Source organism: Comamonas sp. 7D-2 (assembly GCF_022749555.1).
In the GTDB taxonomy this organism is placed as follows: Bacteria; Pseudomonadota; Gammaproteobacteria; order Burkholderiales; family Burkholderiaceae_C; genus Comamonas; species Comamonas thiooxydans.
Map to the genome: position 1 here is coordinate 4,335,055 of NZ_CP094238.1, position 21,600 is coordinate 4,356,654.

General features: G+C 63.1%; 18 protein-coding genes and 2 tRNA genes. 8 read left to right on the top strand and 12 right to left on the bottom strand.

What is annotated here, in order from left to right; all coding sequences use genetic code 11:
- Positions 1-97: 97 nt before the first annotated feature.
- Entirely contained in the window at positions 98-496 is a 399-nt protein-coding gene (locus MPZ60_RS19825; protein WP_012839588.1) for a nuclear transport factor 2 family protein, read from the bottom strand.
- Positions 497-1,250: 754 nt separating this feature from the next.
- Here MPZ60_RS19825 and MPZ60_RS19830 point away from each other — a divergent pair.
- The 4 genes from MPZ60_RS19830 to MPZ60_RS19845 all read left to right on the top strand — a co-directional run bounded on the left by MPZ60_RS19830 (position 1,251) and on the right by MPZ60_RS19845 (position 5,974).
- Positions 1,251-2,672: an FAD-binding oxidoreductase gene (locus MPZ60_RS19830; protein WP_242882021.1), complete on the top strand. Its 1,422-nt coding sequence runs from the start codon at positions 1,251-1,253 to the stop codon at positions 2,670-2,672.
- 565 nt (positions 2,673-3,237) lie between these two features.
- A complete protein-coding gene (gene tauA, locus MPZ60_RS19835) occupies positions 3,238-4,245 on the top strand; it encodes a taurine ABC transporter substrate-binding protein (RefSeq protein ID WP_003062701.1) in 1,008 nt (335 codons plus the stop codon).
- A gap of 66 nt (positions 4,246-4,311) precedes the next feature.
- On the top strand, positions 4,312-5,100 hold the full coding sequence (locus tag MPZ60_RS19840; protein WP_034355629.1) for a taurine ABC transporter ATP-binding protein: 789 nt from the start codon (positions 4,312-4,314) through the stop codon (positions 5,098-5,100).
- Entirely contained in the window at positions 5,093-5,974 is an 882-nt protein-coding gene (locus tag MPZ60_RS19845) for an ABC transporter permease subunit (protein ID WP_003062703.1), read from the top strand. The genes MPZ60_RS19840 and MPZ60_RS19845 overlap by 8 nt, the downstream gene beginning before the upstream one ends.
- A gap of 147 nt (positions 5,975-6,121) precedes the next feature.
- On the opposite strand, the gene MPZ60_RS19850 is transcribed toward MPZ60_RS19845, so the two are convergent.
- From MPZ60_RS19850 to MPZ60_RS19860, 3 genes are read right to left on the bottom strand one after another with little or no spacing between them, the layout of a single operon-like run.
- The gene (locus MPZ60_RS19850) at positions 6,122-7,822 is read right to left on the bottom strand and encodes a cobalt chelatase (protein WP_034355631.1); all 1,701 of its coding nucleotides are present in this window, start codon (positions 7,820-7,822) and stop codon (positions 6,122-6,124) included.
- Positions 7,819-8,802 (bottom strand): AAA family ATPase, encoded by a 984-nt coding sequence (locus tag MPZ60_RS19855; RefSeq protein WP_034355632.1) that lies wholly within the window; start codon positions 8,800-8,802, stop codon positions 7,819-7,821. The genes MPZ60_RS19850 and MPZ60_RS19855 overlap by 4 nt, the downstream gene beginning before the upstream one ends.
- Positions 8,795-9,619, bottom strand: coding sequence for an IclR family transcriptional regulator (locus MPZ60_RS19860; protein ID WP_034355635.1), 825 nt, complete (start codon positions 9,617-9,619; stop codon positions 8,795-8,797). Before MPZ60_RS19860 ends, MPZ60_RS19855 begins: the two co-directional genes overlap by 8 nt.
- A 134-nt stretch (positions 9,620-9,753) precedes the next feature.
- Between MPZ60_RS19860 and xsc the strand changes: the two genes are divergently transcribed.
- Positions 9,754-11,565, top strand: coding sequence for a sulfoacetaldehyde acetyltransferase (gene xsc / locus MPZ60_RS19865; RefSeq protein WP_003062707.1), 1,812 nt, complete (start codon positions 9,754-9,756; stop codon positions 11,563-11,565).
- A gap of 222 nt (positions 11,566-11,787) precedes the next feature.
- Positions 11,788-12,753: a bifunctional enoyl-CoA hydratase/phosphate acetyltransferase gene (locus MPZ60_RS19870; protein ID WP_034355638.1), complete on the top strand. Its 966-nt coding sequence runs from the start codon at positions 11,788-11,790 to the stop codon at positions 12,751-12,753.
- A gap of 124 nt (positions 12,754-12,877) precedes the next feature.
- Here the strand turns inward: MPZ60_RS19870 and MPZ60_RS19875 are convergent.
- The 5 genes from MPZ60_RS19875 to MPZ60_RS19895 form a co-directional block, all read right to left on the bottom strand.
- Positions 12,878-12,954 (bottom strand) — tRNA-Arg (locus MPZ60_RS19875).
- 2 nt (positions 12,955-12,956) lie between these two features.
- A tRNA-Ser gene (locus MPZ60_RS19880) sits at positions 12,957-13,046 on the bottom strand.
- Between the two features lie 31 nt (positions 13,047-13,077).
- Positions 13,078-14,394, bottom strand: a complete 1,317-nt coding sequence (gene serS / locus MPZ60_RS19885) for a serine--tRNA ligase (protein ID WP_003065910.1) — start codon at positions 14,392-14,394, stop codon at positions 13,078-13,080.
- A 182-nt stretch (positions 14,395-14,576) separates the two neighbouring features.
- Positions 14,577-15,566: a 4-hydroxy-3-methylbut-2-enyl diphosphate reductase gene (gene ispH, locus MPZ60_RS19890; protein WP_003065908.1), complete on the bottom strand. Its 990-nt coding sequence runs from the start codon at positions 15,564-15,566 to the stop codon at positions 14,577-14,579.
- 164 nt (positions 15,567-15,730) lie between these two features.
- Positions 15,731-16,201 carry a peptidylprolyl isomerase gene (locus MPZ60_RS19895; protein ID WP_003052041.1) on the bottom strand — a complete coding sequence of 157 codons (471 nt, stop codon included), beginning with the start codon at positions 16,199-16,201 and terminating at the stop codon, positions 15,731-15,733.
- Between the two features lie 116 nt (positions 16,202-16,317).
- Here MPZ60_RS19895 and radC point away from each other — a divergent pair, with 116 nt between their 5' ends.
- Both radC and MPZ60_RS19905 read left to right on the top strand, forming a co-directional pair.
- A complete protein-coding gene (gene radC / locus MPZ60_RS19900; protein ID WP_034355793.1) occupies positions 16,318-17,010 on the top strand; it encodes a DNA repair protein RadC in 693 nt (230 codons plus the stop codon).
- Complete coding sequence (locus MPZ60_RS19905; protein ID WP_034355642.1) at positions 17,007-17,663, top strand: Smr/MutS family protein; 657 nt, start codon at positions 17,007-17,009, stop codon at positions 17,661-17,663. Before radC ends, MPZ60_RS19905 begins: the two co-directional genes overlap by 4 nt.
- 66 nt (positions 17,664-17,729) lie before the next feature.
- Here MPZ60_RS19905 and MPZ60_RS19910 read toward each other — a convergent pair whose 3' ends face one another.
- From MPZ60_RS19910 to MPZ60_RS19920, 3 genes are all read right to left on the bottom strand, one after another.
- Positions 17,730-18,758, bottom strand: coding sequence for a M48 family metalloprotease (locus MPZ60_RS19910; protein ID WP_034355645.1), 1,029 nt, complete (start codon positions 18,756-18,758; stop codon positions 17,730-17,732).
- A gap of 4 nt (positions 18,759-18,762) precedes the next feature.
- A complete protein-coding gene (locus MPZ60_RS19915; RefSeq protein WP_034355648.1) occupies positions 18,763-19,350 on the bottom strand; it encodes a LemA family protein in 588 nt (195 codons plus the stop codon).
- 97 nt (positions 19,351-19,447) lie between these two features.
- Entirely contained in the window at positions 19,448-21,538 is a 2,091-nt protein-coding gene (locus MPZ60_RS19920) for a bifunctional 2',3'-cyclic-nucleotide 2'-phosphodiesterase/3'-nucleotidase (RefSeq protein ID WP_034355651.1), read from the bottom strand.
- Positions 21,539-21,600 lie beyond the last annotated feature (62 nt).

The following is a 21,600-nucleotide window of genomic DNA, read 5'->3' on the forward strand; positions in this document are numbered from 1 at the left end:
GTCGTTCAGTTATCTGCTTGAAAATTGTTGCGCGAAGCCATGCGTGCAGCGCCCCCTGCCGCGAGACAAGAATGCGCGTACGCAAACCAGGCTCGTGTCAGGAAATCGCCACAGGCGGGCGATCCTTGCGGTAGGCGTTCTTGACGGCGATCTTGCCGTCACGGAAGGTGAACACATCGACCATGCGTGCCTCTACACGCAGGCCATCGGCCTTGGTGCCCTTGAAGGTGCTCTCCGAAACACCGCGCGTGCCTTGCACAAAATGCTCTCCATCCACCCAGGCCGCATCGGGGAATGCCTGCCAGGCCAGCTGAAAGCCTTCACGCACTGCTTCACGACCCACGAAGCTGCGTCCCATCAGATCAGGGCCGGCAACGGCATGAAACTCGCACTCGTCGGCCATGAAGTCCATCAATGCGTCAATGTCATGGCGATTCCACGCGTCGGAGAAACGCGCCAGAAACTGGACATCGGGTTGGGATTCTTGCTTGCTCATATGCTCTCCAGATTGCTGTCATGTCATGGGGGTCGACCATTGCAAAAGCGCCCCCTTTCTATCGAAAAATGCCTGAAATTCCGATGGCTCATGGTAGGTAGCACTGGCTCCATTTCGTAGGGCCAGTTGCCGGCTATCGTTAAGTCCAAGGCCTTGCCGCGCAGGGCAGTGATCCCTCGCGAGATGACGGCGGCGCGCACCGAAAAATGCCTTGAGAAAGTCCGCTTCTCCTCTGAGCGCGACGCTCTGCCCCAGCTCTTGCGGATGCAGACCGAAGCCCGCCGGCAAATGCCTCTTGCGCCGCTTCATTTAGGTGAAAACGATAGGAGAACATCAACACGCTCAATGCGGTCATCGCTGCCACAGGCGCAGGGGAAGCTCACGGCCACGCCCGCTGTCTGCACAGGTGGCGGTGGACTCCAGTGCATACCCCTGAGGTGACGGCTGACACAGCCTGTGTCATGCCGATCTGAAGCAGGCCAGCGCGCAGCCCCGCCCGGCGAGCGCGACTCGGTGGGTCGCCCGGTTTGCAGGAGACTCGCTGCCGCCCGTCTGCGGCAATCCCGAGATTCGGATGGTCAGGCTTGCACGCTGGCTCCATCAAAACCTGTGCCGTGGCCCTAACCAGCTGCACAAGGGGCTGGCTATGCTGCTCTGGACATCGCAAGCAGTGCATCTGCATTGACTTTGCGTCCATCAATTCCATAGCAATAGAGCGCCGCTTCAAACGCAGCCACACCAGGAGACGACCGCCATGAAAGCCGAGGACATCCGCCCCAGCCATCTGAATCCATACGACCCGCAGTACGACCCCCTGGTGGCAAGAAACCCCGGACATGGTGCCGGCTACGCTCCGACCTACTGGGTAGGGACGGCAGGCCGGCCACCCGAGGACGATGGTCCGGTCTGCGGCGACATGGAAGCCGACGTGGTCATCGTGGGCTCGGGCTTCACGGGCCTGTCCACTGCGCTGTTTCTGGCCCGCGAACACGACATTCGCGCCGTGGTTCTCGAGGCCAACCAGAGCGCCTGGGGCTGCACCAGCCGCAACGGCGGTCAGGGCCAGAATGCCAGCGGCCGCCTCTATCGCTCGCAGTGGATAGAGCGCTGGGGCAAGGACACAGCCCTCAAGCTGGATGCGGAGATCCGCGAAGGATTCGACACGTTCAAGAAACTGGTTGCGGAGTTTCCAGAATGCGAGCCGCAACCGGGAGGGCATTTGTATATTGCCCACCGCGACAGAAAAATGGATTTTCTGCGCAACGAGACCCGCGTCATGCGCGAAGTCTTCGGCTACGACGCCCGCATACTCAGCGTCGATGCTGTGCGCCGCGACTATGTCGATGACGCCGACTGCCGTGGCGCGATGCATGAGCCCGACGGCATTGGCGTGCATCCGCTCAAGCTGGCATTCGGCTATCTGCGCAAGGCCCGCGAGCTGGGAGTGAAGGTGCATCCCGCCAGCCCCGTGCTGGGCATGGAGACACGCAACGGCGTGCATTACCTCCAGACACCGGGCGGCACGGTCAAGGCACGCGCCGTCGGCTTTGCCACCGGTGGCTATACCAGCAACGGCCTTCACCGCAGTCTGCGCTCCAAGATCATGCCGATTCTCTCGAACTCGCTGGTCACCAGACCCTTGACGGAAGAAGAGCTGGCAGCCACCAATTTCAAGACCACGCAAGTCATCACCGACACGCGCACGCTGCGCTTTTACTACCGCAAGCTACCCGACAACCGCGTGCAGATCGGCAGCCGCAGCGCCGTCACCGGCGCCGATGCGCCCAATCCGGTCCATATGGCCAAGCTGGTCGAGGGCCTGCACCACAAGTTCCCGGCCCTCAAGGGAATCCAGGTGGACTACTCCTGGTGGGGATGGGTCGATGTAAGCCACGACATGATGCCGCGTATCACCCAGCCCGATCCAAGGGAAAGCGTCTTCTATGCGCTCGGCTATGGCGGCAACGGCGTGTCGTTCTCTGCGCATGCAGGCCGTCGCATGGCCCAGCGCATCGCAGGCCAGAACATCAAGGCCTTCGAGTTGCCAATCTACAACTCATCGCTCGAATATCCGAATGTGTTCAATATGGTGCGCTCGGAGGCATTTGCACCATTTCGCCGCATGGGCCAGCGCTTTCTCTACCACTGGTATCACATGAACGACGAGAAGAACTGACCCTGCCAGCCGCCGTTCGGGCTTCGCGCAACGAAGAGCACCTTCCGCCAGGAAGGTGCTTTTTTTCATGCTATCTACGGATGCGGTGCGGCGCACACCCCGGAGCCCCGGCCACAGGAAAAACCGCCTCTCTGGCACGCATATTGCGCAAGCATTCATGCCTCTCGGACAGCCCAATCCTCCCTCATCTGTCTGCGATCAGTGAATACACCTAAGCCCATGCAGACGCCGCAAAAATGCCCTTCACCAGGACCGAGATATCCCGCACAAGCCGCGCCATGCAAGGCTTTGCAATGCACGGTCGCGGTGCACGCCAACCCATGCTGCGCGCCCCATCCGGGGCCGTGCGCGCCTGGACCTAACGATTCACATCAACTGGCCCTACTGGCTGCGCAAGGTTGCTCACTACGATCCGCTGAGAAAGCTCTTTGAGCCTCGCGATGCGGCTTTCAACCGGTTCAGCCAGAAGCGGAAATGGGAAAGCAAGTCAGCAAGAGTGAGCACAGCAAGGGTTCTCTGGTCTAAGTCTTCAACCGATATCGCTCTAACCATGGAGAAATTGGCAATGAAAATGCAAAAACGATGGATGCTGAAAGCGGGTGCCGCAACAGCAGCACTGGCCATGACCGGCTTCGCGCTGGCGCAGCAGAAAACCGTGACCTTCGCCAACCAGGACATGCTGGTGCCTCTGCGCCTGGTCATGGAGTCGGGCGAGGTGGAAAAGGAGACAGGCTACAAGATCAACTGGCGCATGTTCTCGGGCGGCGGCGACGTGATACGGGCGATGGCCTCGGGCGACGTGCAGATGGGAGAGGTGGGATCCAGCCCGCTGACTGCTGCGGCCAGCCAGGGGCAGGACATCAAGCTGCTCTGGATCTCCGCGGATATCGCTGGTGCCGAAGCCCTGGTGGCTCGCGATGGCGGCGGCATCAGCAATTTCAAGAGCATGGAAGGCAAGCGCATTGGCGTGCCATTCGTCTCCACCGCGCACTACCAGCTGGTCGCTGCCCTGGGCAAGGAAGGCGTCGACGCGCGCAAGGTCAACATCATGAACATGCGCCCGCCAGAGATTGCCGCGGCCTGGGAACGCGGCGATATCGATGCCACCTTTGTCTGGGATCCGGTACTGGCCAAGGTCAAGCAAAAGGGCAAGGTGATTGCCACCTCCGGCTCCATTGCGCAGATGGGCTATCCCACCTTCGAGGGCATTGCCGTGAGCAGCAAGTTCGCCCAGGAAAATCCCCAGTTCATGGTGGCGTTCATCAAGGCCCTGAATCGGGCCAGCGCCCAGGTGCGCGACAACCTGGCCAGGTGGACTCCCGATTCGCCCGAGATCAAGGCGATTGCCAAATGGAGCAAGGCCGACCCCAAAGACGTGCCCGCAGCCATGGCGCTTTACCGCTTCCCCAGTGCTGAAGAGCAGCTTGGCGTGCAGTGGCTGGAAGGCGGTGCGGCCAAGGCAATGACCAATACCGCAACGTTTCTGAAGTCGCAGGGACGAATCCAGGAGGTCAGGCCCGACTACGCCGCGTACGTGACCAGCAGCTATGTCAAGCAGGCTCTCGGCCGCTGACTGCCCGCCCACGACGGCCAACCCCGTCGTGGCTCCCAGCTTTGTTTCACATAGGAGGGCAATGTCATGCCGACTCTGGATATACGTGACCTGACCGTCAATTACGAGGTCAAGGGCGGACACTTGCAAGCCCTGGCCCCCGTCAACCTGACCATGAACGAAGGCGACTTCGTGGTCGCTCTGGGTGCATCGGGCTGCGGCAAGACAACACTGCTCAACTGCATGGCAGGCTTTCTGGCCCCTTCCAGCGGCCAGATCCTGCTGGACGGCAAGCCCATTCAGGGCCCCGGAGCCAATCAAGGGGTGGTGTTTCAGAAGCATGCGCTGATGCCTTGGCTCAATGTGATCGACAACGTCGCGCTGGGACTGCGCATGCGCGGCATGGATCTGAAGCAGCGCACACAGATCGCGGAAGAAAAACTGGGCCTCGTGGGCTTGCAGAACTACGCCAGGCGTGCCGTCTATGAACTCTCGGGTGGCATGCAGCAGCGTGTCGGCATTGCCCGTGCACTGGCCAACGATCCTGCACTGCTGCTGATGGATGAACCCATGGGTGCGCTGGACGCCTTCACGCGCGAGCAGGTTCAGGAAATCCTGCTGCGCGTATGGCATGCCACCCACAAGATGGTGTTCTTCATCACCCATTCGGTGGAGGAGGCGCTGTTTCTCGCCAGCCGGCTGATCGTCATGAGCCCCAGCCCGGGCCGCATCTCCCATGTCTACGACGACATGCCGTTCTGCCATGAGTTTCTGCGCACCGGCGATGCGCGTGCCGTCAAGTCGCGCCCCGACTTCATCAGGATGCGCGAAGAAGTTCTGAGTCTGATTCACCACCGGGAGCCTGCCAATGTCTGAAGCAGTCCAAATCAACCATCTGCCCGCCACGACAGCGCGCGTGCAGCCCAAGACCACTGCCCCGCAGGCGTCGGGACCAGTGAAGACCAGTCGCTTCAAGACCCCCGGCGAAGGCTCCAGCCTCGGCATCAGCATCGTCACCGTGGCCTTGCTGCTGGCACTGTGGTTCGCCGCCACCAATCTCGGCTGGATCAAGCCCTTGTTCCTGCCCAGCCCGCAAGCGGTGTTCCAGCAGTTCTATGAATACCTGACCGGGCAGGCCAACGACAAACCGCTGTGGCAGCATTTCTCTGCAAGTCTGCTGCGCGTGACCGTGGCGTTCTGGCTGGCCTTCATGATTGCCGTTCCGCTGGGCATCGCGATGGGAATGTCACGCTTTGCACGCGGCATCTTCGACCCCCCCATCGAGTTCTACCGTCCCCTGCCGCCGCTGGCCTACCTGCCGCTGATCATCATCTGGTTCGGCATCGATGAAACGCCGAAGATCCTACTGATCTTCCTGAGCTGTTTTGCCCCCCTGGCTCTGGCGGCCCGCTCGGGCATGCGCAGCGCTGCACAGGAGCAGATCAATGCCGCCTATTCGATGGGAGCGAGCTACTTCCAGGTGATCCGTCATGTGATCTTGCCGGCGGCCCTTCCCGACATTCTGGTGGGCATGCGCATTGCCATCGGCTTCGGCTGGACGACTCTGGTCGCCGCCGAAATGGTGGCGGCGAACGTGGGTCTGGGTCAGATGGTGCTCAACGCCTCGAACTTCCTGCGCACGGACATCGTGATCATGGGCATCATCGTCATCGGTGTGATCGCCTATGTGTTCGACCTGTTCATGCGCTGGGTCGAAAAGCGCCTGGTTCCCTGGAAGGGACGCATGTAAGTGCTGCCGATTCCCCGGCGGGGATGGCTCCGGCAAGCAGACAGCGGGCAGGCATTGCGCCTTCCCGCTTTTCTGTTTTCCGTTGTTTCGGCTGGTCGCCTGAGCTTGCCCGGCCTTGTGCGATACCTGTCGCACGCGCCATTCCCGTCATCGTTTGCACAGCATCTCGGCCACCGAAAACAGCAAGGCCTCGTCGAGATCTTGCTGCAGATCGACGGCAAGCCTTTGACGGTAGAAGACCCCCAGGTCCAGCCCGACGCCCAGGGCGCAGACCTTCACGCCTCCCATGCGTTCCTGGGCGGCAAGAACCTGCCTCAAATGCTGATCCAGATAATGCTCGTCATTGGCCTGATGGGTGGCCGTATCCATGGGACAGCCATCGGAGATGACCAGCAGGATGCGACGTTGCGCGGCCTTTGCACGCAGCCTCTGGCACGCCCATTCCACCGCCTCGCCGTCGATGCCTTCACGAAAGATGTCGGGCTTGCGCAGTGCCGCAATGCCGTGCCGGGCATGACGCCAGGGCTTGGCCCCGTCCTTGAAGACAATGTGCAGGCGCTCGTTCAGACGCCCCGGAAACTGCGGCTGGCCGGCGCGCTGCCAGCGGCGGCGTGCTCTGCCGCCATTCCAGGCCTGCGTGGAAAAGCCCAGTATCTCCACGCTTGCGCCGGCCATCTCCAGCGCCCGCCCCAGCACGTCGAGCAATAGCGACAGGGGCCTGGCATAGGTTTTCATGGAGCCCGAGCAGTCCATGAGAATGGCGACGGCGGTCTCGTTGACGGGGCGCTGCATTTCGTCCTTGAAGATCGCGCGCTGCTGCGGGTCCGTTACCAGCTGGGACAGGCGGCTGCCGTCCAGATGGCCTTCCTCCAGCCCGAAGCTCCAGCCATTGCGCTGCGTGCTGGCCAGGCGCTGCTGCAGATAGCGTGCCAGCCGCCCGGCCTGCAGCAATCCCGAGCGCGCCAGCTCCTCGTCCATCTGCTCCCGGAACTGAGCCAGCTGCAGCGCGCGGATCAGCTCGGCGGCCTGTACTTCCCTATCGAACTCGCGCGTGAAAACCCGATAGCTTTGCGCTGTGCCGATCCATGCCCGACTGTCGCCGCTTTGCGCCACGGGCATGCCGTCCTGACTCTGGGACTCAAAGTGCAGAGGCAGGGCAAAACTGCTGCGCCGCCTGGGGCCGCCGGCACCGCGCGGCGCATCGCCCTGTGCCGCACGCACCGCCATGCCGACCCAGCGGCTGACGGCCAGGGCAGGCTCGATAAACTGCTGCTGCCGGTCTCTGGCGCGCCGCAGCCGATCCCAGTGCCGGCCCAGCGGAGAAGCCATGGACATCCGCGTGGACTCCACCAGATCGGCCATGCGTTCCGGTATCTCATGCCCGGTCAGTCGACTCCAGGCCGTGATGGCCACCGTAAACAGCAAAATTCCCAGACTGCTCTCCGTCAGGCCGGAATCCATGAAGGCCTGGCACCAGTTCACAAAGCGCTGGCGCATGTTCTCGCGCGCTCCGTGCCAGGCCTCGGGAACCAGGCTCTCCACGCGCAACTGCTCCAGCAGCTCGAACACCATGCGCTCCACCGGGTCCTGGGGCAGATGAGCCTGGAATAGTGCCTGGTCGCTCCAATACAGACGCAGTCCCATGCTGTCGAGCAGGCCGCGCTGATCCGTCTGCTGCACCGGAACCTGGCTATGATGGGCTGCCGCCTGGGGTATGGGAGCGGTGCCGCGATACAGCGTCTGACCGCTCCATTGCAGGCTGGCGTCGCCGGTTACGGCGCGCAGCATGGCGCCACCCCAGGCTTCCATTCGGGACAGCGAGGCAGGGCCGGAGGTCCCGGCGCTCATGCCAGAAACGCCAGTGCTGGTTCTGCGGGCTGCGTCAGCTCCTGGGCAAAGCAGCGCTGGAAATACTCGCTCACGATGGCGCGCTCTGCAGGCTCGCATTTGTTGAGGAATGACAGCTCGAAGGCCTGCTTCAGGTCATGGAAGATGGCGATGTTCTCGGCCCAGGTAATCACCGTGCGCGGAGACATCAGCAAGGACAGATCCCCCACTGCAAAGCCCTTGCGTGTCAGCCCGGCCAGCGCCACCATGGCGTCCACCTTGCGGCGCCCATCGGCCGTGGCAAGCTCCGGCACACGCGCCAGCACGATGGCCGCTTCCTCGGCCGGGGGCAGATAGTTCAGGCTGGTGACCAGATTCCAGCGATCGAGCTGGGCATGGTTGAGCTGCTGCGTGCCGTGATAGAGCCCGTTGAGATTGCCCTGCCCCAGGGTGTTCATGGTGGCAAACAGCCGAAAACAGGGGTGCGGCTGGATCACCCGCTTTTGATCGAGCAGGGTAAAGCTGCCCTCACGCTCCAGAACCCGCTGGATGACAAACATCACATCGGGGCGTCCGGCGTCGTACTCATCAAACACCATGGCCACGGGCCGCTGCAGCGCCCAGGGCAGAATGCCTTCCTGGAACTGGGTCACCTGCTTGCCATCCTGCAGCACGATGCTGTCCTTGCCCACCAGATCCAGGCGGCTGATATGACCGTCCAGATTCACGCGCACGCAGGGCCAGTTCAACCTGGCGGCCACCTGCTCTATATGCGTGGATTTTCCCGTGCCGTGCAGGCCCTGAATGACGACGCGCCGGTTGTGCGAGAAGCCCGCCAGAATGGCCTGCGTCACCTGCGGATTCAGGCGGTAGGCCTTGTCAATCGCGGGAACATGTTCGCCCGGCTCGGCAAAAGCCGGCACGGTCATGTCCGTGTCGATGCCAAATACATCGCGCACGCTGACGGTACGGGTGGGCTGCAGCAGGCTCAGGTCAGTCATCATCGGCTTCCGGTGGAACGTCATCGTTAATGCGGGCGATCGCCGCGACGGCCGCCTGCAGCTTGGGAAGAAAGGACAAGGCCTTCTCCTTGGAAAAACGCATGATGGGCGCTTGCACCGCAAGCCCCATATTGGAGTTGCCATGGGGTGCGGGCACCAGCACGCCAAGGCACAGCAGCCCGGGCAGGAACTCCTCGTTGTCGAAGGCATAGCCCTGGGCGCGCACCTGATCGAGCTCCTGCTCCAGCGCCTCGAAGGTCGTCAGCGTGTTGCCGGTGAACGCCTCCAGCGGCACATTGGCCAGCAGCCGGCGGCGCTGGGCGGGCGACATCTGGCTCAGGAACAGCTTGCCCGTGGCCGAACAGTGCGCGGGCACGCGCGAGCCCGGATGCAGATAAAAGCGCAGCGGAGCCGGCGTCTCCACGCGGTCCAGATACAGCACCTCGCTGCCCGAAAAAGCCGTGATGTTGCAGCTCTCGCCGAGCTCGCGCACCAGCTGGGTCAGCACCGCATGCCGCGCGCCATGCGTGGTGTTGTTGAGCAACACGTTCTCCGCCAACCGCATCAGCCGCTGGCCCGTACCGTAGTGGCGGCCGTTGCCATCTCTTTGCAGGATTCCGGCGCCCTCCAGCTGCGCAAGCATGCGGTGCATGGTCGGCTTGGGCAAGCCTGTCTCTTCCACCATGGTTTGCAAGGTGAAGGGCTGGCTCTTTTGCGCCACGGCTTCCAGCAGCGCGAACAAACGCAGATTGGGCGTGTCTCCGTCCAGGCGAGCCGAGGGGATGTCTTCGCTGTGCTTCATATCGTTGTCGATCATATTAATTTCCATTTTTCGAGTCAATTTATTCCATAAAAAGAAATTTATTTGCACGAAAACAAAAAAATGCCATAGACTGACATCGTTATTTCTTTTTTCGGAACCATAGGTTTCAAATTTTCAAGGAGACAGAGATGGCTGCAACGGACAATCGTAAAGTGGTTGAAGGCGTTCACAAGATGACCCCTTCGGAAGCATTCGTGGAAACCTGCGTCGCCAATGGCGTCAGCGAGATGTTCGGCATCATGGGTTCCGCCTTCATGGATGCCATGGACATCTTCGCCCCCGCAGGCATTCGCCTGATCCCGGTGGTGCATGAGCAAGGTGCGGCCCACATGGCCGACGGCTATGCCCGCGTCTCGGGTCGCCACGGCGTGGTGATCGGCCAGAACGGCCCCGGCATCAGCAACTGCGTGACCGGGATTGCCGCAGCCTACTGGGCGCACAGCCCGGTGGTGATCGTGACTCCCGAGACCGGCACCATGGGCATGGGCCTGGGCGGTTTCCAGGAAGCCAATCAACTGCCCATGTTCCAGGAGTTCACCAAATACCAGGGCCATGTCTGCAACCCCAAGCGCATGGCCGAGTTCACGGGCCGCGTCTTCGACCGCGCCATGTCCGAGATGGGCCCGACCCAGCTCAATATTCCGCGTGACTACTTCTACGGCGAGATCGAGTGCGAGATCCCCAAGCCCATGCGTGTGGACCGCGGCCATGGCGGCGAAGCCAGCCTGCAGGCCGCCGTGGAGCTGCTCAAGACCGCCAAGTTCCCGGTGATCCTGGCCGGCGGCGGCGTGGTCATGGGCGATGCCGTGGAGGAAGCGAAGCAACTGGCCGAGCGCCTGGGCGCACCCGTGGCCACAGGCTATCTGCGCAACGACGCCTTCCCTGCCAAGCACCCGCTGTGGGCCGGCCCTCTGGGCTACCAGGGCTCCAAGGCCGCCATGAAGCTGATCGCCCAGGCCGACGTAGTGATTGCGCTGGGCTCGCGCATGGGTCCCTTCGGCACCCTGCCCCAGCATGGCATGGACTACTGGCCCAAGACCGCCAAGATCATCCAGATCGAGGCCGATCACACCAATCTGGGCCTGGTCAAGAAGATCGCCGTGGGCATCAACGGCGATGCCAAGGCCGTGGCGGCCGAACTGAGCAGGCGCCTGGCCGATGTGACACTGGGCTGCGATGCCACCAAGGCAGCGCGCGCCGACACCATCGCCACGGAAAAAGCCGCCTGGGAGAAGGAGCTCGACGGCTGGACCCACGAGCGCGACCCCTACAGCCTGGACATGATCGAAGAGGCCAAGGGCGAACGCACGCCGACCGGCGGCAGCTATCTGCATCCCCGCCAGGTGCTGCGCGAACTCGAAAAAGCCATGCCGGCGCGCGTCATGGTGTCCACCGACATCGGCAATATCAACTCGGTGGCCAACAGCTATCTGCGCTTCGACGAACCGCGCAGCTTCTTCGCTCCCATGAGCTTCGGCAACTGCGGCTATGCCCTGCCCACCATCATCGGCGCCAAGTGCGCAGCCCCCGATCGCCCGGCCATTGCCTACGCCGGTGACGGCGCCTGGGGCATGAGCATGATGGAAATCATGACTGCCGTGCGCCACGACATTCCCGTGACCGCCGTGGTGTTCCACAACCGCCAGTGGGGTGCGGAAAAGAAGAACCAGGTGGACTTCTACAACCGCCGCTTCGTGGCGGGCGAGCTGGAGAGCGAAAGCTTTTCCGATATCGCCAAGGCCATGGGCGCCGAAGGCATTGTGGTGGACCACATCGAGGACGTGGGCCCGGCGCTGCAAAAAGCCATCGACATGCAGATGAAGGAAGGCAAGACCTGCGTGATCGAGATCATGTGCACCCGCGAGCTCGGCGATCCCTTCCGCCGCGACGCCTTGTCCAAGCCCGTGCGCATGCTGGACAAGTACAAGGACTTTGTCTGACGCCGTCTGACACCCCCTGAGGCGCTGCGCGCCTTCCCCCTCTCTACCCGCTGCGCGGGGGAGGGGGACGACACCCTCGGTGCGGGGCGGCCCTTCCTCGGTGTCCCTTGGTCGGGCCGCGCCGGGCTCATGCGCCTGGGTAAAGCGCAAGGCCCTCGAAAACCGACTCCCAGCCCCCCTGCGTTGCTCGCGCCGGGCCCTGTACTTCTCGCAGGAGCATTCATGACTCCCTCACTCTCTCTTGCCGTGGCCGCCGACGATGCGCCAGCCACGCCTCGCCCTCATCTGCAGCATCTGCAGGAGCTCGCCCGCGCCAAAGGTCCGGTCGCAGTGGCCGTGGCCTACCCCTGCGATGCCAGCTCTTTGCAGGCAGCCATGCAAGCGGCGGAGGCCGGCCTGATCAAACCCCTGCTGGTAGGTCCACAGCAGCGTATCGAAGCCGCGGCTCGCTCTGCGGGTCTCGGTCTGTCTGCCGCCGAGATCCACTCCACGGCGGACGACCCTCGCATCGCTGCGGCCCAGGCTGCGGCACTGTGCCGCGATGGCCAGGCCCGATCCCTGATGAAGGGCAGCCTGCACAGCGACGATCTGCTCGGCGCGGCCGTGGCGCGCGAAGCCGGTCTGCGCGGCAGCCGCCGGGCAAGCCACGTCTTCATCATGGACATCCCGGGCTACGACCGCCCGCTGCTGATGACCGACTGCGTGGTCAACATCTTTCCCAGCCTGATGGAAAAGCGCGACATCGCCCAGAACGCAGTCGATCTGGCGCAGGCCATAGGCATAGTCCAGCCCCGCGTGGCCCTGCTGTCGGCGGTAGAGACCGTCAACCCTGCCATTCCCGGCACCATCGATGCGGCAGCCCTGTGCAAGATGGCCGACCGCGGCCAGATCACGGGCGGGATCCTTGATGGTCCACTGGCCTACGACAACGCCATCTCCCTGCACTCAGCGCACAACAAGGGCATAGTCTCCGATGTCGCAGGCCGTCCCGATGTGCTGCTGGCCCCCAATCTGGAAGCCGGCAACATGATCTACAAACAGTTGGTCTACATGGCCGACGCCGAATGCGCCGGCCTGGTGCTGGGCATGCGCGTGCCCATCGTGCTGACCAGCCGCTCCGATTCGGTGGCCAGTCGCATCGCCTCCTGCGCCCTGGCCGTTCTGGCCAGTGCAGGGATGCAGGCATAGAGCAAGACCTGATCAAGGCCCGCCTGGACACTGCGGTGGCCGGGCCTTTCTGTCAAACGCCTATCTCCCGCAGACGCCAGAAACGAAAAAGCCTCAGAGTATTTCTACTCTGAGGCTTAACGTTTGGTGCGGCTGGCAGGAATCGAACCCACGACCCCTTGGTTCGTAGCCAAGTACTCTATCCAGCTGAGCTACAGCCGCATTGGCGGAGAGGGTGGGATTCGAACCCACGGTACGTTTGCACGTACGCCTGATTTCGAGTCAGGTACATTCGACCACTCTGCCACCTCTCCTGTGTCGAAGCATCTATTGTAGCCTAAAAAATCAGGCCTTCAGCAAAGTTTTGCCGCCCATGTACGAAACCAGCGCTTCGGGCACGGTGATCGAGCCGTCGGCGTTCTGATAGTTCTCCAGCACGGCGACCAGCGTACGACCCACGGCCAGGCCGGAACCGTTGAGCGTGTGCACCAGTTCGTTCTTGCCCTGGGCATTCTTGAAACGGGCCTGCATGCGACGCGCCTGGAAGGCTTCGCAGTTGGAGACCGAGCTGATTTCGCGATAGGTGCCCTGTGCCGGCACCCAGACTTCGAGGTCATAGGTCTTGGCGGAGCCAAAGCCCATGTCGCCCGTGCACAGGCTCATCACGCGGTACGGCAGACCCAACTTCTGCAGCACGGCTTCGGCGTGACCGGTCATCTCTTCCAGCGCTTCATAGCTTTTTTCGGGATGCACGATCTGCACCATCTCGACCTTGTCGAACTGGTGCTGACGGATCAGACCGCGCGTGTCGCGGCCGCCCGAGCCGGCTTCGGAACGGAAGCAGGGGCTGTGTGCGGTCAGCTTGATGGGCAGGCGGTCTTCGGCCAGCACTTCATCGCGCACCAGATTCGTCAGCGGCACTTCGGCCGTGGGAATCAGGTACAGAGCCGCGGTATCGGGCAGGGGCTCGGCATCCTGGCCGCCCTTCTGGGCAGCAAACAGGTCGCCTTCGAACTTGGGCAACTGGCCCGTACCCTTGAGCGAATCGCTGTTGACGATGTAAGGCACATAGCATTCGGTGTAGCCATGCTGCTCGGTCTGCAGATCCAGCATGAACTGGGCAAGCGCACGGTGCAGGCGCGCGATCTGGCCCTGCATCACGGTGAAGCGGGCACCGGAGAGCTTGACGCCGGCTTCGAAGTCCAGGCCGATGGGCGCACCCAGATCGACGTGATCCTTGATCTCGAAGTCGAAATTCCTCGGCGTGCCGAAGCGGCGCACTTCCACATTGCCTTCTTCGTCGGCGCCCACGGGCACGGACTCATGAGGCAGATTGGGCACGGCCGCCAGCATGGCCTGCAGCTCGGTCTGGATCTGATCCAGGCGCGTGGCCGATTGTTCCAGCTCGGTCTTCATGGCTGCCACTTCGGCCTTGGCGGCTTCGGCGGCGTCCTTTTCGCCCTTGCCCATCAACATGCCAATCTGCTTGGACAGCTGGTTGCGCTTGGACTGCAGCTCCTCCGTGCGCGTCTGGATGGACTTGCGTTCGGATTCCAGCGCCTTGAAAGCTTCCACGTTGAGGAAGGCTTGGGGGTTCTTGCGGGTTTGCAGTCGGGCGACGACTGAATCCAGGTCTTTGCGGAGAAGTTGAATGTCGAGCATAGATGGGGATTTTAGAGCGACTGGCCGCACCCGGCCGATACACGGGGGATGGCAGCAGTCAGCTATCAAAAGCAAAGCGCCTTGCGCAGGCTATTCATAGAATTTCAGCATAAAACCATCTGAAATTACCGAATACCATGCGCAAGGCGCTATGAAGTTGCAAGCATTCAGCTTGCCATGACTCAATGTCCGGTCTCGGGCGCCTTGCGCACTTCGATCTCCAGGCCCGTGGCCGCGTCGATCTTCAGACCTTTGGGCAGCGGGAACTTGATGGTTTCCTCGATACCGTCCATCTTGCGCACGGCGACTGCGCCCAGTTGCCGGATGCGTGCGATGACCTCGTCGACCAGCACTTCGGGCGCCGAGGCACCGGCGGTCAGCCCCACGCGGGCCGCATCGGCAAACCACTCCTGCTTGAGCTCGAGCGCGTTGTCCACCATATAGGCGGGCGTGCCCAGGCGATCGGCCAGCTCGCGCAGGCGATTGCTGTTGGAGCTGGTCGGGCTGCCGACGACGATGACCAGATCCACCTGGGGTGCCAGCACCTTCACGGCGTCCTGGCGGTTCTGCGTGGCATAGCAGATGTCCTGCTGCTTGGGCTCGCGCACCAGAGGAAAGCGTGCCTTGATGGCGGCCTTGATGCCCGCAGCATCATCGACCGACAGCGTGGTCTGCGTCACCACGGCCAGCTTTTCGGTCTGGCGCGGCGCCACCTTGGCCACATCGCCCTCGTCCTCGACCAGATGAATGCCTTCGGAGAGCTGGCCCATCGTGCCTTCGACCTCGGGATGGCCCTTGTGGCCGATCATGAGGAATTCGTAGCCTTCCTTGGCCAGCTTGGCGACTTCCACATGCACCTTGGTGACCAGCGGGCAGGTCGCATCGAAGATGGCAAAGCCACGGCGCTCGGCCTCCTGCTGCACGGCCTTGGAAACGCCGTGGGCCGAAAAGATCAGCGTGGCGCCGGGCGGCACTTCGTCGAGCTCCTCGATGAAGATGGCGCCCTTGGCCTTGAGGTCGTTGACCACAAAGGTGTTGTGCACGATCTCGTGGCGCACGTAGATGGGCGCGCCGAACTTGGCCAGCGCCCGCTCCACGATCTCGATGGCGCGATCCACCCCGGCGCAAAAGCCGCGCGGCTCGGCCAGCAGGACTTCCTTGGCTCCCACCATTTCAATACCCCCTGGCGCTACGCACCACTCGCACGGCATGACACTGGCGCGCTTGAAGCGCGGGACGGCGGCGCGGGCCGACCGCAGCAAGGGCCGCCCCGCAGCAAAGGCCGTCGTCCCCCTTGAAGGGGGAAGCTGCGCAGCAGCTCAGGGGGTGTGTCATTTCAAAGTACCCCGATCAGCTTCACTTCAAACGTCACGGGCTGGCCGGCCAGCGGGTGGTTGAAGTCGAACAGCACGGCGCCGTCCTCGCGCACCTGCACCACGGCGCCGGCGTAGCTGCCGCTGCCGTCGGGCGTGGGGAACTGCACCACATCGCCTGCGGTGTATTGCTCATGCGGGTCGCCGAGCTCGTTCATGAGCTTGCGGGCCACCCACTGCATCATGTCGGGGTTGCGCTCGCCAAAAGCCTCGCCTGCAGGCAGCTCGAAAGTCGTGTGCGTGCCCTCGGCCAGGCCGATCAGCTTGTCTTCCATGGCCGGCGACAGCTCGCCCGCACCCAGCGACAGCGTCGCCGGCTTTTCGTTGAAGGTATTGATCACATCGCCCGCAGGGCCCGCCAGGCGGTAATGCAGCGTGAGAAAAGAGCCTGCCTGCACGACGGGCAGATCCGAAGGGGTTGCGCTTGTGGTCATGAAAGTCCCGATAAACTGGGCTGCATTGTAAGAGCGAGCCTATAACCTCTTCGCCGCTGCGTTGAGATGGCCGACCCGCCCCTTCCCCCGCCTTGTGCAAGCGAGCACTGACGCCCATGCCCATCAAAGACCTGCCCCTGGATGCCCAGCCGCGCGAAAAGCTCGCGCAGCGGGGTGCGGCTGCGCTCTCGGATGCCGAGCTGCTGGCCGTCATTTTGCGCACCGGCATAGCCGGCAAGACGGTGCTGCAGATGGCGCAGGAGCTGCTGGAGCTGCCCGGTGATGGCCAGGGAGCAGGCGGTCTGGCCAGACTGCTGGCCGCCGACTACAAGGCTTTGACAGCCGTCAAAGGCCTGGGCCCAGCAAAGCGAGCCGAGCTGATGGCCGTGCTGGAGCTGGCCCGCCGTGCCACGGCACAGCAGCTGCGCGAGCGGGAAGTCTTTTCCTCCCCCGAGGCCGTCAAGCACTATCTGCAGCTGCATCTGGCGGCCAGGCCGCACGAGGTGTTTGCCGTGCTGTTTTTGGACAGCCAGAACCGCTTGCTGGCTCTTGAAGAAATGTTTCGCGGTACCTTGACGCAAACCTCCGTCTACCCTCGTGAAGTCGTGCTGCGCGCCCTGCACCATCAGGCCGGCGCGGTGATCCTCGCGCACAACCACCCCAGCGGCAACGTGCAGCCCAGCAGTGCCGATAGCGCGCTGACCGCCACTCTCAAGGCCGCTCTGGCTTTGATCGATGTACGCGTGCTCGACCACATCATCGTCGGGCCGGGCGCCGCCTGCTCCATGGCCGAGGAGGGTCTGCTATGAGCCACGCACACCGCTCGCTGCAGGATCTGGCCGGCATCTCCCGCCATCTCAAGCAGATGCGCGAACAGGCCGAAGCCCTGGCCCTTGCGCAGGCCGAGGCGCGTGCAGCGCGCGAGCGTGAACGCAATCTGTTTGCGCTCAGCGTCGGCAAGGTCACGCCACTGCGCTCGCGCAACGAAGTCAGCTTTCTCGAGCCAGCGCCCTCCCCGCTGCCGCTGCAGATGGTGCTGGACGAACAGAATGTGCTGCGCGAAGCCATGAGCGACGAGTTCGATGTCAGCACCCTGCTGGACGTGGACGATCAGCTGAGCTTTCGCCGCCCCGGCATTGGTCTCGACGTGACCCGCAAGCTGCGTGGCGGCCACTGGAGCATTCAGCGCCAGCTGGACCTGCACGGCCTGCGCTCGGACGAAGCCCGCGAGGCGCTGGGCCAGTTCATCCGGCTGTCGCACCGCACGGGCGTGCGCTGCGTGCGCATCGTCCACGGCAAGGGCCTGGGATCGCCGGGGCGCACCCCCGTGCTCAAGGGCAAGGTGCAGCGCTGGCTGGTTCAGAAAAAAGAGGTTCTGGCCTTTGTCCAGGCCCGCCCGGCCGAGGGTGGCGCGGGCGCGCTGGTGGTGCTGCTGCAGCCGGGCAAGCGCAAGCTGTTCTAACTGTTTTAGGATCCAATCTGATAGCCACCTGCACCTATGTGCATTGGGTTTCAGGCCTGAAACAGCTTATCTTCCCTGCGGCACGGTGTTGAGCGGCAAGGGTAGCGGCCGCATATTGCGGCCGTAGATGCGGCGTATGCGCTCGGGCACCGTCGGGTGGGATTCCAGCCAGTCTTCGAGGCGGCTGGCATGGGGTGTTTCGGCCAGCAGCATATGCTGCACGATGCGCTTGTCCAGCCCCTGGTGGCTGCGCGTATCCTGCTGCCAGCTGCCGTACTGCTGCTCGGCCAGTTCACGCTGCGTGAGCACCTTGCGCAGCACGCCGCCCAGCCCATCCTTGCTGCGCGTCCACTGCACGGCACGCGCATCGGCCAGATACTCGCGCTGGCGCGATACGGCGGCCTTGAGCAACTGGCCGCCCAGCCAGCCGACAAAGCCCGCAGCCTGGATAAAGAGGCCGAACCATTGCATAAGAATGCTGTCGCGCTCGCGCAGGCTCTGGCCGAAGTTGTGGATCAGCTCCAGCCCGTAGACCATGCCGGCCAGCTGCATGTTCAGGCGCGTGTCGCCCTCGCGCAGATGGGACAGCTCATGCGCCACCAGGCCCTGCATTTCCTCACGGCTGAGCTGGTCCAGCGCCCCCTGGGTCACGGCGATGACGGCGTCCTGCGCATCCCAGCCCGCCGCAAAGGCATTGATGGCCTCGGTACGCGCCAGCACCGCGACCTGGGGCGCAGGCCAGTGCGCCGCAATGCACATTTCATCGACGATATTGCACAGCTGCTGCTCGGCCAGCGAGCTGCCGGGCCTGGCCTCGCGCGCACCCACACGCTGAGCCAGCTTGCGCCCGCCATGGCGCAGCTGGTCCAGCTCTATCCAGCAGCCGCCCAGCACCAGCAGCAAGGTCACGCCGATATTCACAGCCGCAAAGCCAGTGGGATAGTCCCAGCCGCCGAATGCCAGAGTGCCCAGCCACCAGGCCAGCATCAGGCCCAGGTGCACCGATGCCACCACGGCCAGCACGCACAGGCCGAACACCAGCAGCAACCAGCGCGTGCTGCGCCTGGCCTGGCGCTGTCGCTCCCAGAAACGCATGCGCTCAGAACCTGACCTGAGGAACGGCGCGCTCCTGCTCGCTCTGGGTCGAAGCCAGCATGTCCATATGCACAAAACCCACCAGCCGCGCCACGATCAGATCCGGGAACTGTCCGGCCTGGTTGTTGAATTCCAGCACCTCGTCGTTATAGGACTGACGCGCAAAACCGATGCGGTTCTCGGTACTGGTGATCTCTTCGCTGAGCTGCTGCATGCGGGCATCGGCCTTGAGCGTGGGATAGGCCTCGGCCAACGCCATCAGACGGCCCACCTGACCGCCCAGCACCTGCTCCGCAGCCATCAGAGCCCCCATGGCCTGCGTCTTGCCCGGCGACTGACGGGCCTTGTCGGCAGCGCTGACGGCCTCGCCTCGTGCGCGAATCACGGCCTCCAGCGTCTGGGCTTCGTGCTGCATATAGCCGCGTGCAACCTCCACAAGATTGGGAATCAGGTCATGACGGCGCTTGAGTTGCACGTCGATCTGCGCAAACGCGTTCTCCACCTGGTTCTTGTGCGTGCGCAAGCGGTTGTAGAGGGCAATTGCCCAGATCACGATCACCACAACCACTGCCAGCGCGATATATGCCGTCATACCCTCTCCCTGAAAATTTTCTCGCATCATAGCCAGTCCCAGAAAAAAGCCGCCGTGGCCTTTGGAGCCACGGCGGCAGTCATTGCGGCAACGCTGCCTACTTGGACAGATCGAGCTGGTATTTGCTCATGCCCTTGCCCGAGCCGTCATCGGCCGCCAGCACAGACACTCCCGTCAGGCCTGCCGCCTGGGCCACGCTCAAGGCATTGGTGCCGGAGCTGAACACCACCGGGCCGGCCGTCGTCACCTTGGCAAAGCGCCAGCTCTTGGCTGCGCCATTAGCCGCTCTGGTGATCTGCGGATTCTTGCGCACATACTCGATCACCACATCACGGTTCGCATCGGGCGATGCCCAGATGGCCGACGAGCCGTCGAGCTTGGGGATGAAGCTGGCACCGCTGGTGGCCCGGTAGTTGTTGGTGGCGATCACGAACTCCTGCGCCGTATCCATGGGCTTGCCCAGATAGCTGAGGTTCTTGATACGGCTGCCCAGCGGCTGGGTCACATCGATCTCGTACTGCACATCGGCGGTGGTGAACATATCGAAGTTGTAGCCCGGGAAGCTGCTGATCAAGGGCTGCTCGGCGGTCTTGTTCACGTCGATCTGGTTGAAGCGCTTGGCTGCAGCCTCCAGCCAGCTCTTGATGTCGGCGCCATTGACCTTCACCGCATATACGGTGTTGGGGTAGAGATACAGGTCGGCCGCGTTGTAGATGGCGAGCGAGCCGGCAGCCACATCGGTGAAGTCCTTGCCGCCCTGGAAGCCGGACTTGAACGGCGCGCTCACCGACAGCACGGGCAGGCTGGCGTACTGCGGCAGATTGGCCTTGATGTAGCTGGCCACATAGGCCTGCTGGGCCTGGTTGACGATCTGGATGGCACCGGGGTCGCCCACATCGGCAAACAGCGTGCTCATGCGGAAGTCCGTGCTGCCTATGGGCGTCTTCACGTAGCTGATGGCCGCCTGATGCTGTGCCTCGATCAGCGGCGCGACGGCCGGGTCGGCATCCACAAACACCGTGGCACCCGCGGCATCCTTGTTCTGGATGTTGCGCAGCTCGCTCTTGCTGCCGGTCTTGGCCACGCTCCACTTCTTGCCGTCCCATTGCAGCGGCAGCTGGATCACGCCCAGAGCCTTGCCCCAGGAGCTGGCCATGACCGCAGGCACGCCGTTGATGGTGCCAGCCTGGTTGTCCACACCGTTCTGGCTGTAGGCAGGCTTGGCCGACAAGTCGGGGAACACGCTGTGCTGATGGCCCATGACCATGGCGTCGATGCCCGCCACCTTGGACAGATACAGGCCGGGGTTCTCCATGGTGGCCGAATAGGCCGAGCCGTCCAGACCACCATGCAGCAGCGCCACCACCACATCGGCACCCTTGGCGCGCAACTCTGGCACGTATTTGCCGGCAGCCTCCACCGCACCTTCGGTGTAGACCTTGCCTTCGAGATAGCGCTTGTCCCAGTTCATGATGCCCGGCGTGGTGAAGCCGATCACGCCGATCTTGATGGGCAGCTTGACTTCCTTACCATCGCTGCCCTTGGCCACCATGGTGCGCTCCAGCACGGCATAGGGCTGAACCAGCGGCTTCCTGGTCTTGCTGCTATAGACATTGGCCAGTACGGCTGGATAGCCGTTGCCCGCACATTTCTGGCTGGCATCCACGCCATCCACATCCAGACCGCCGCCCAGCACCTGGTTGAGAAAGGGCAGGCCGTAGTTGAATTCGTGATTGCCCAGCGTGCCCGCGTCAAAGCTCAACGCGCCCATGGCCTTGTACATGGACAGCTGCTGCGTGCAGGGTATGGGCTTTACCTCGGCCTCGTAGTCGGCCAGGGCCGTGCCCTGAATGGTGTCGCCGTTGTCCACCAGCAGCGTGTTGGCAAATTCCTTGCGAGCCGCACGGATCAGCGTGGCCGTGCGCTCGAAGCCATAGGTCTTGTCCTCGGCCAGCTTGAAATAGTCATAGCTGCGCACATTGAAGTGCAGGTCCGTGGTCTCCAGAACGGCCAGCGTCGCCGTGGCAGGCTGCGCGGTCACAGGCGTCGTGCTGCTGTCGTCGCTGCCGCCGCAGGCGGCCAGCAATGCGGCACAGCCCACGGCCGTCAGCACATGGCGGCGTTGTTGCAATGCCGAGAAGAAACCGCCCGAGCGCAGCTTTGCGCCAGGCAAATCGAAATCCTGCATGGTTGACCCTGCTTGTTGAAAAACAGGCAGTGTCGGCAGGGCTTCTTACAGCATCGTGAAGG

Coding starts and splice junctions, on each gene's coding strand:
- MPZ60_RS19825 (WP_012839588.1), bottom strand. CDS start 496: ATGAGCAAGCAAGAATCCCAACCCGATGTCCAGTTTCTGGCGCGTTTC.
- MPZ60_RS19830 (WP_242882021.1), top strand. CDS start 1,251: ATGAAAGCCGAGGACATCCGCCCCAGCCATCTGAATCCATACGACCCG.
- tauA (WP_003062701.1), top strand. CDS start 3,238: ATGAAAATGCAAAAACGATGGATGCTGAAAGCGGGTGCCGCAACAGCA.
- MPZ60_RS19840 (WP_034355629.1), top strand. CDS start 4,312: ATGCCGACTCTGGATATACGTGACCTGACCGTCAATTACGAGGTCAAG.
- MPZ60_RS19845 (WP_003062703.1), top strand. CDS start 5,093: ATGTCTGAAGCAGTCCAAATCAACCATCTGCCCGCCACGACAGCGCGC.
- MPZ60_RS19850 (WP_034355631.1), bottom strand. CDS start 7,822: ATGAGCGCCGGGACCTCCGGCCCTGCCTCGCTGTCCCGAATGGAAGCC.
- MPZ60_RS19855 (WP_034355632.1), bottom strand. CDS start 8,802: ATGACTGACCTGAGCCTGCTGCAGCCCACCCGTACCGTCAGCGTGCGC.
- MPZ60_RS19860 (WP_034355635.1), bottom strand. CDS start 9,619: ATGATCGACAACGATATGAAGCACAGCGAAGACATCCCCTCGGCTCGC.
- xsc (WP_003062707.1), top strand. CDS start 9,754: ATGGCTGCAACGGACAATCGTAAAGTGGTTGAAGGCGTTCACAAGATG.
- MPZ60_RS19870 (WP_034355638.1), top strand. CDS start 11,788: ATGACTCCCTCACTCTCTCTTGCCGTGGCCGCCGACGATGCGCCAGCC.
- serS (WP_003065910.1), bottom strand. CDS start 14,394: ATGCTCGACATTCAACTTCTCCGCAAAGACCTGGATTCAGTCGTCGCC.
- ispH (WP_003065908.1), bottom strand. CDS start 15,566: ATGGTGGGAGCCAAGGAAGTCCTGCTGGCCGAGCCGCGCGGCTTTTGC.
- MPZ60_RS19895 (WP_003052041.1), bottom strand. CDS start 16,201: ATGACCACAAGCGCAACCCCTTCGGATCTGCCCGTCGTGCAGGCAGGC.
- radC (WP_034355793.1), top strand. CDS start 16,318: ATGCCCATCAAAGACCTGCCCCTGGATGCCCAGCCGCGCGAAAAGCTC.
- MPZ60_RS19905 (WP_034355642.1), top strand. CDS start 17,007: ATGAGCCACGCACACCGCTCGCTGCAGGATCTGGCCGGCATCTCCCGC.
- MPZ60_RS19910 (WP_034355645.1), bottom strand. CDS start 18,758: ATGCGTTTCTGGGAGCGACAGCGCCAGGCCAGGCGCAGCACGCGCTGG.
- MPZ60_RS19915 (WP_034355648.1), bottom strand. CDS start 19,350: ATGACGGCATATATCGCGCTGGCAGTGGTTGTGGTGATCGTGATCTGG.
- MPZ60_RS19920 (WP_034355651.1), bottom strand. CDS start 21,538: ATGCAGGATTTCGATTTGCCTGGCGCAAAGCTGCGCTCGGGCGGTTTC.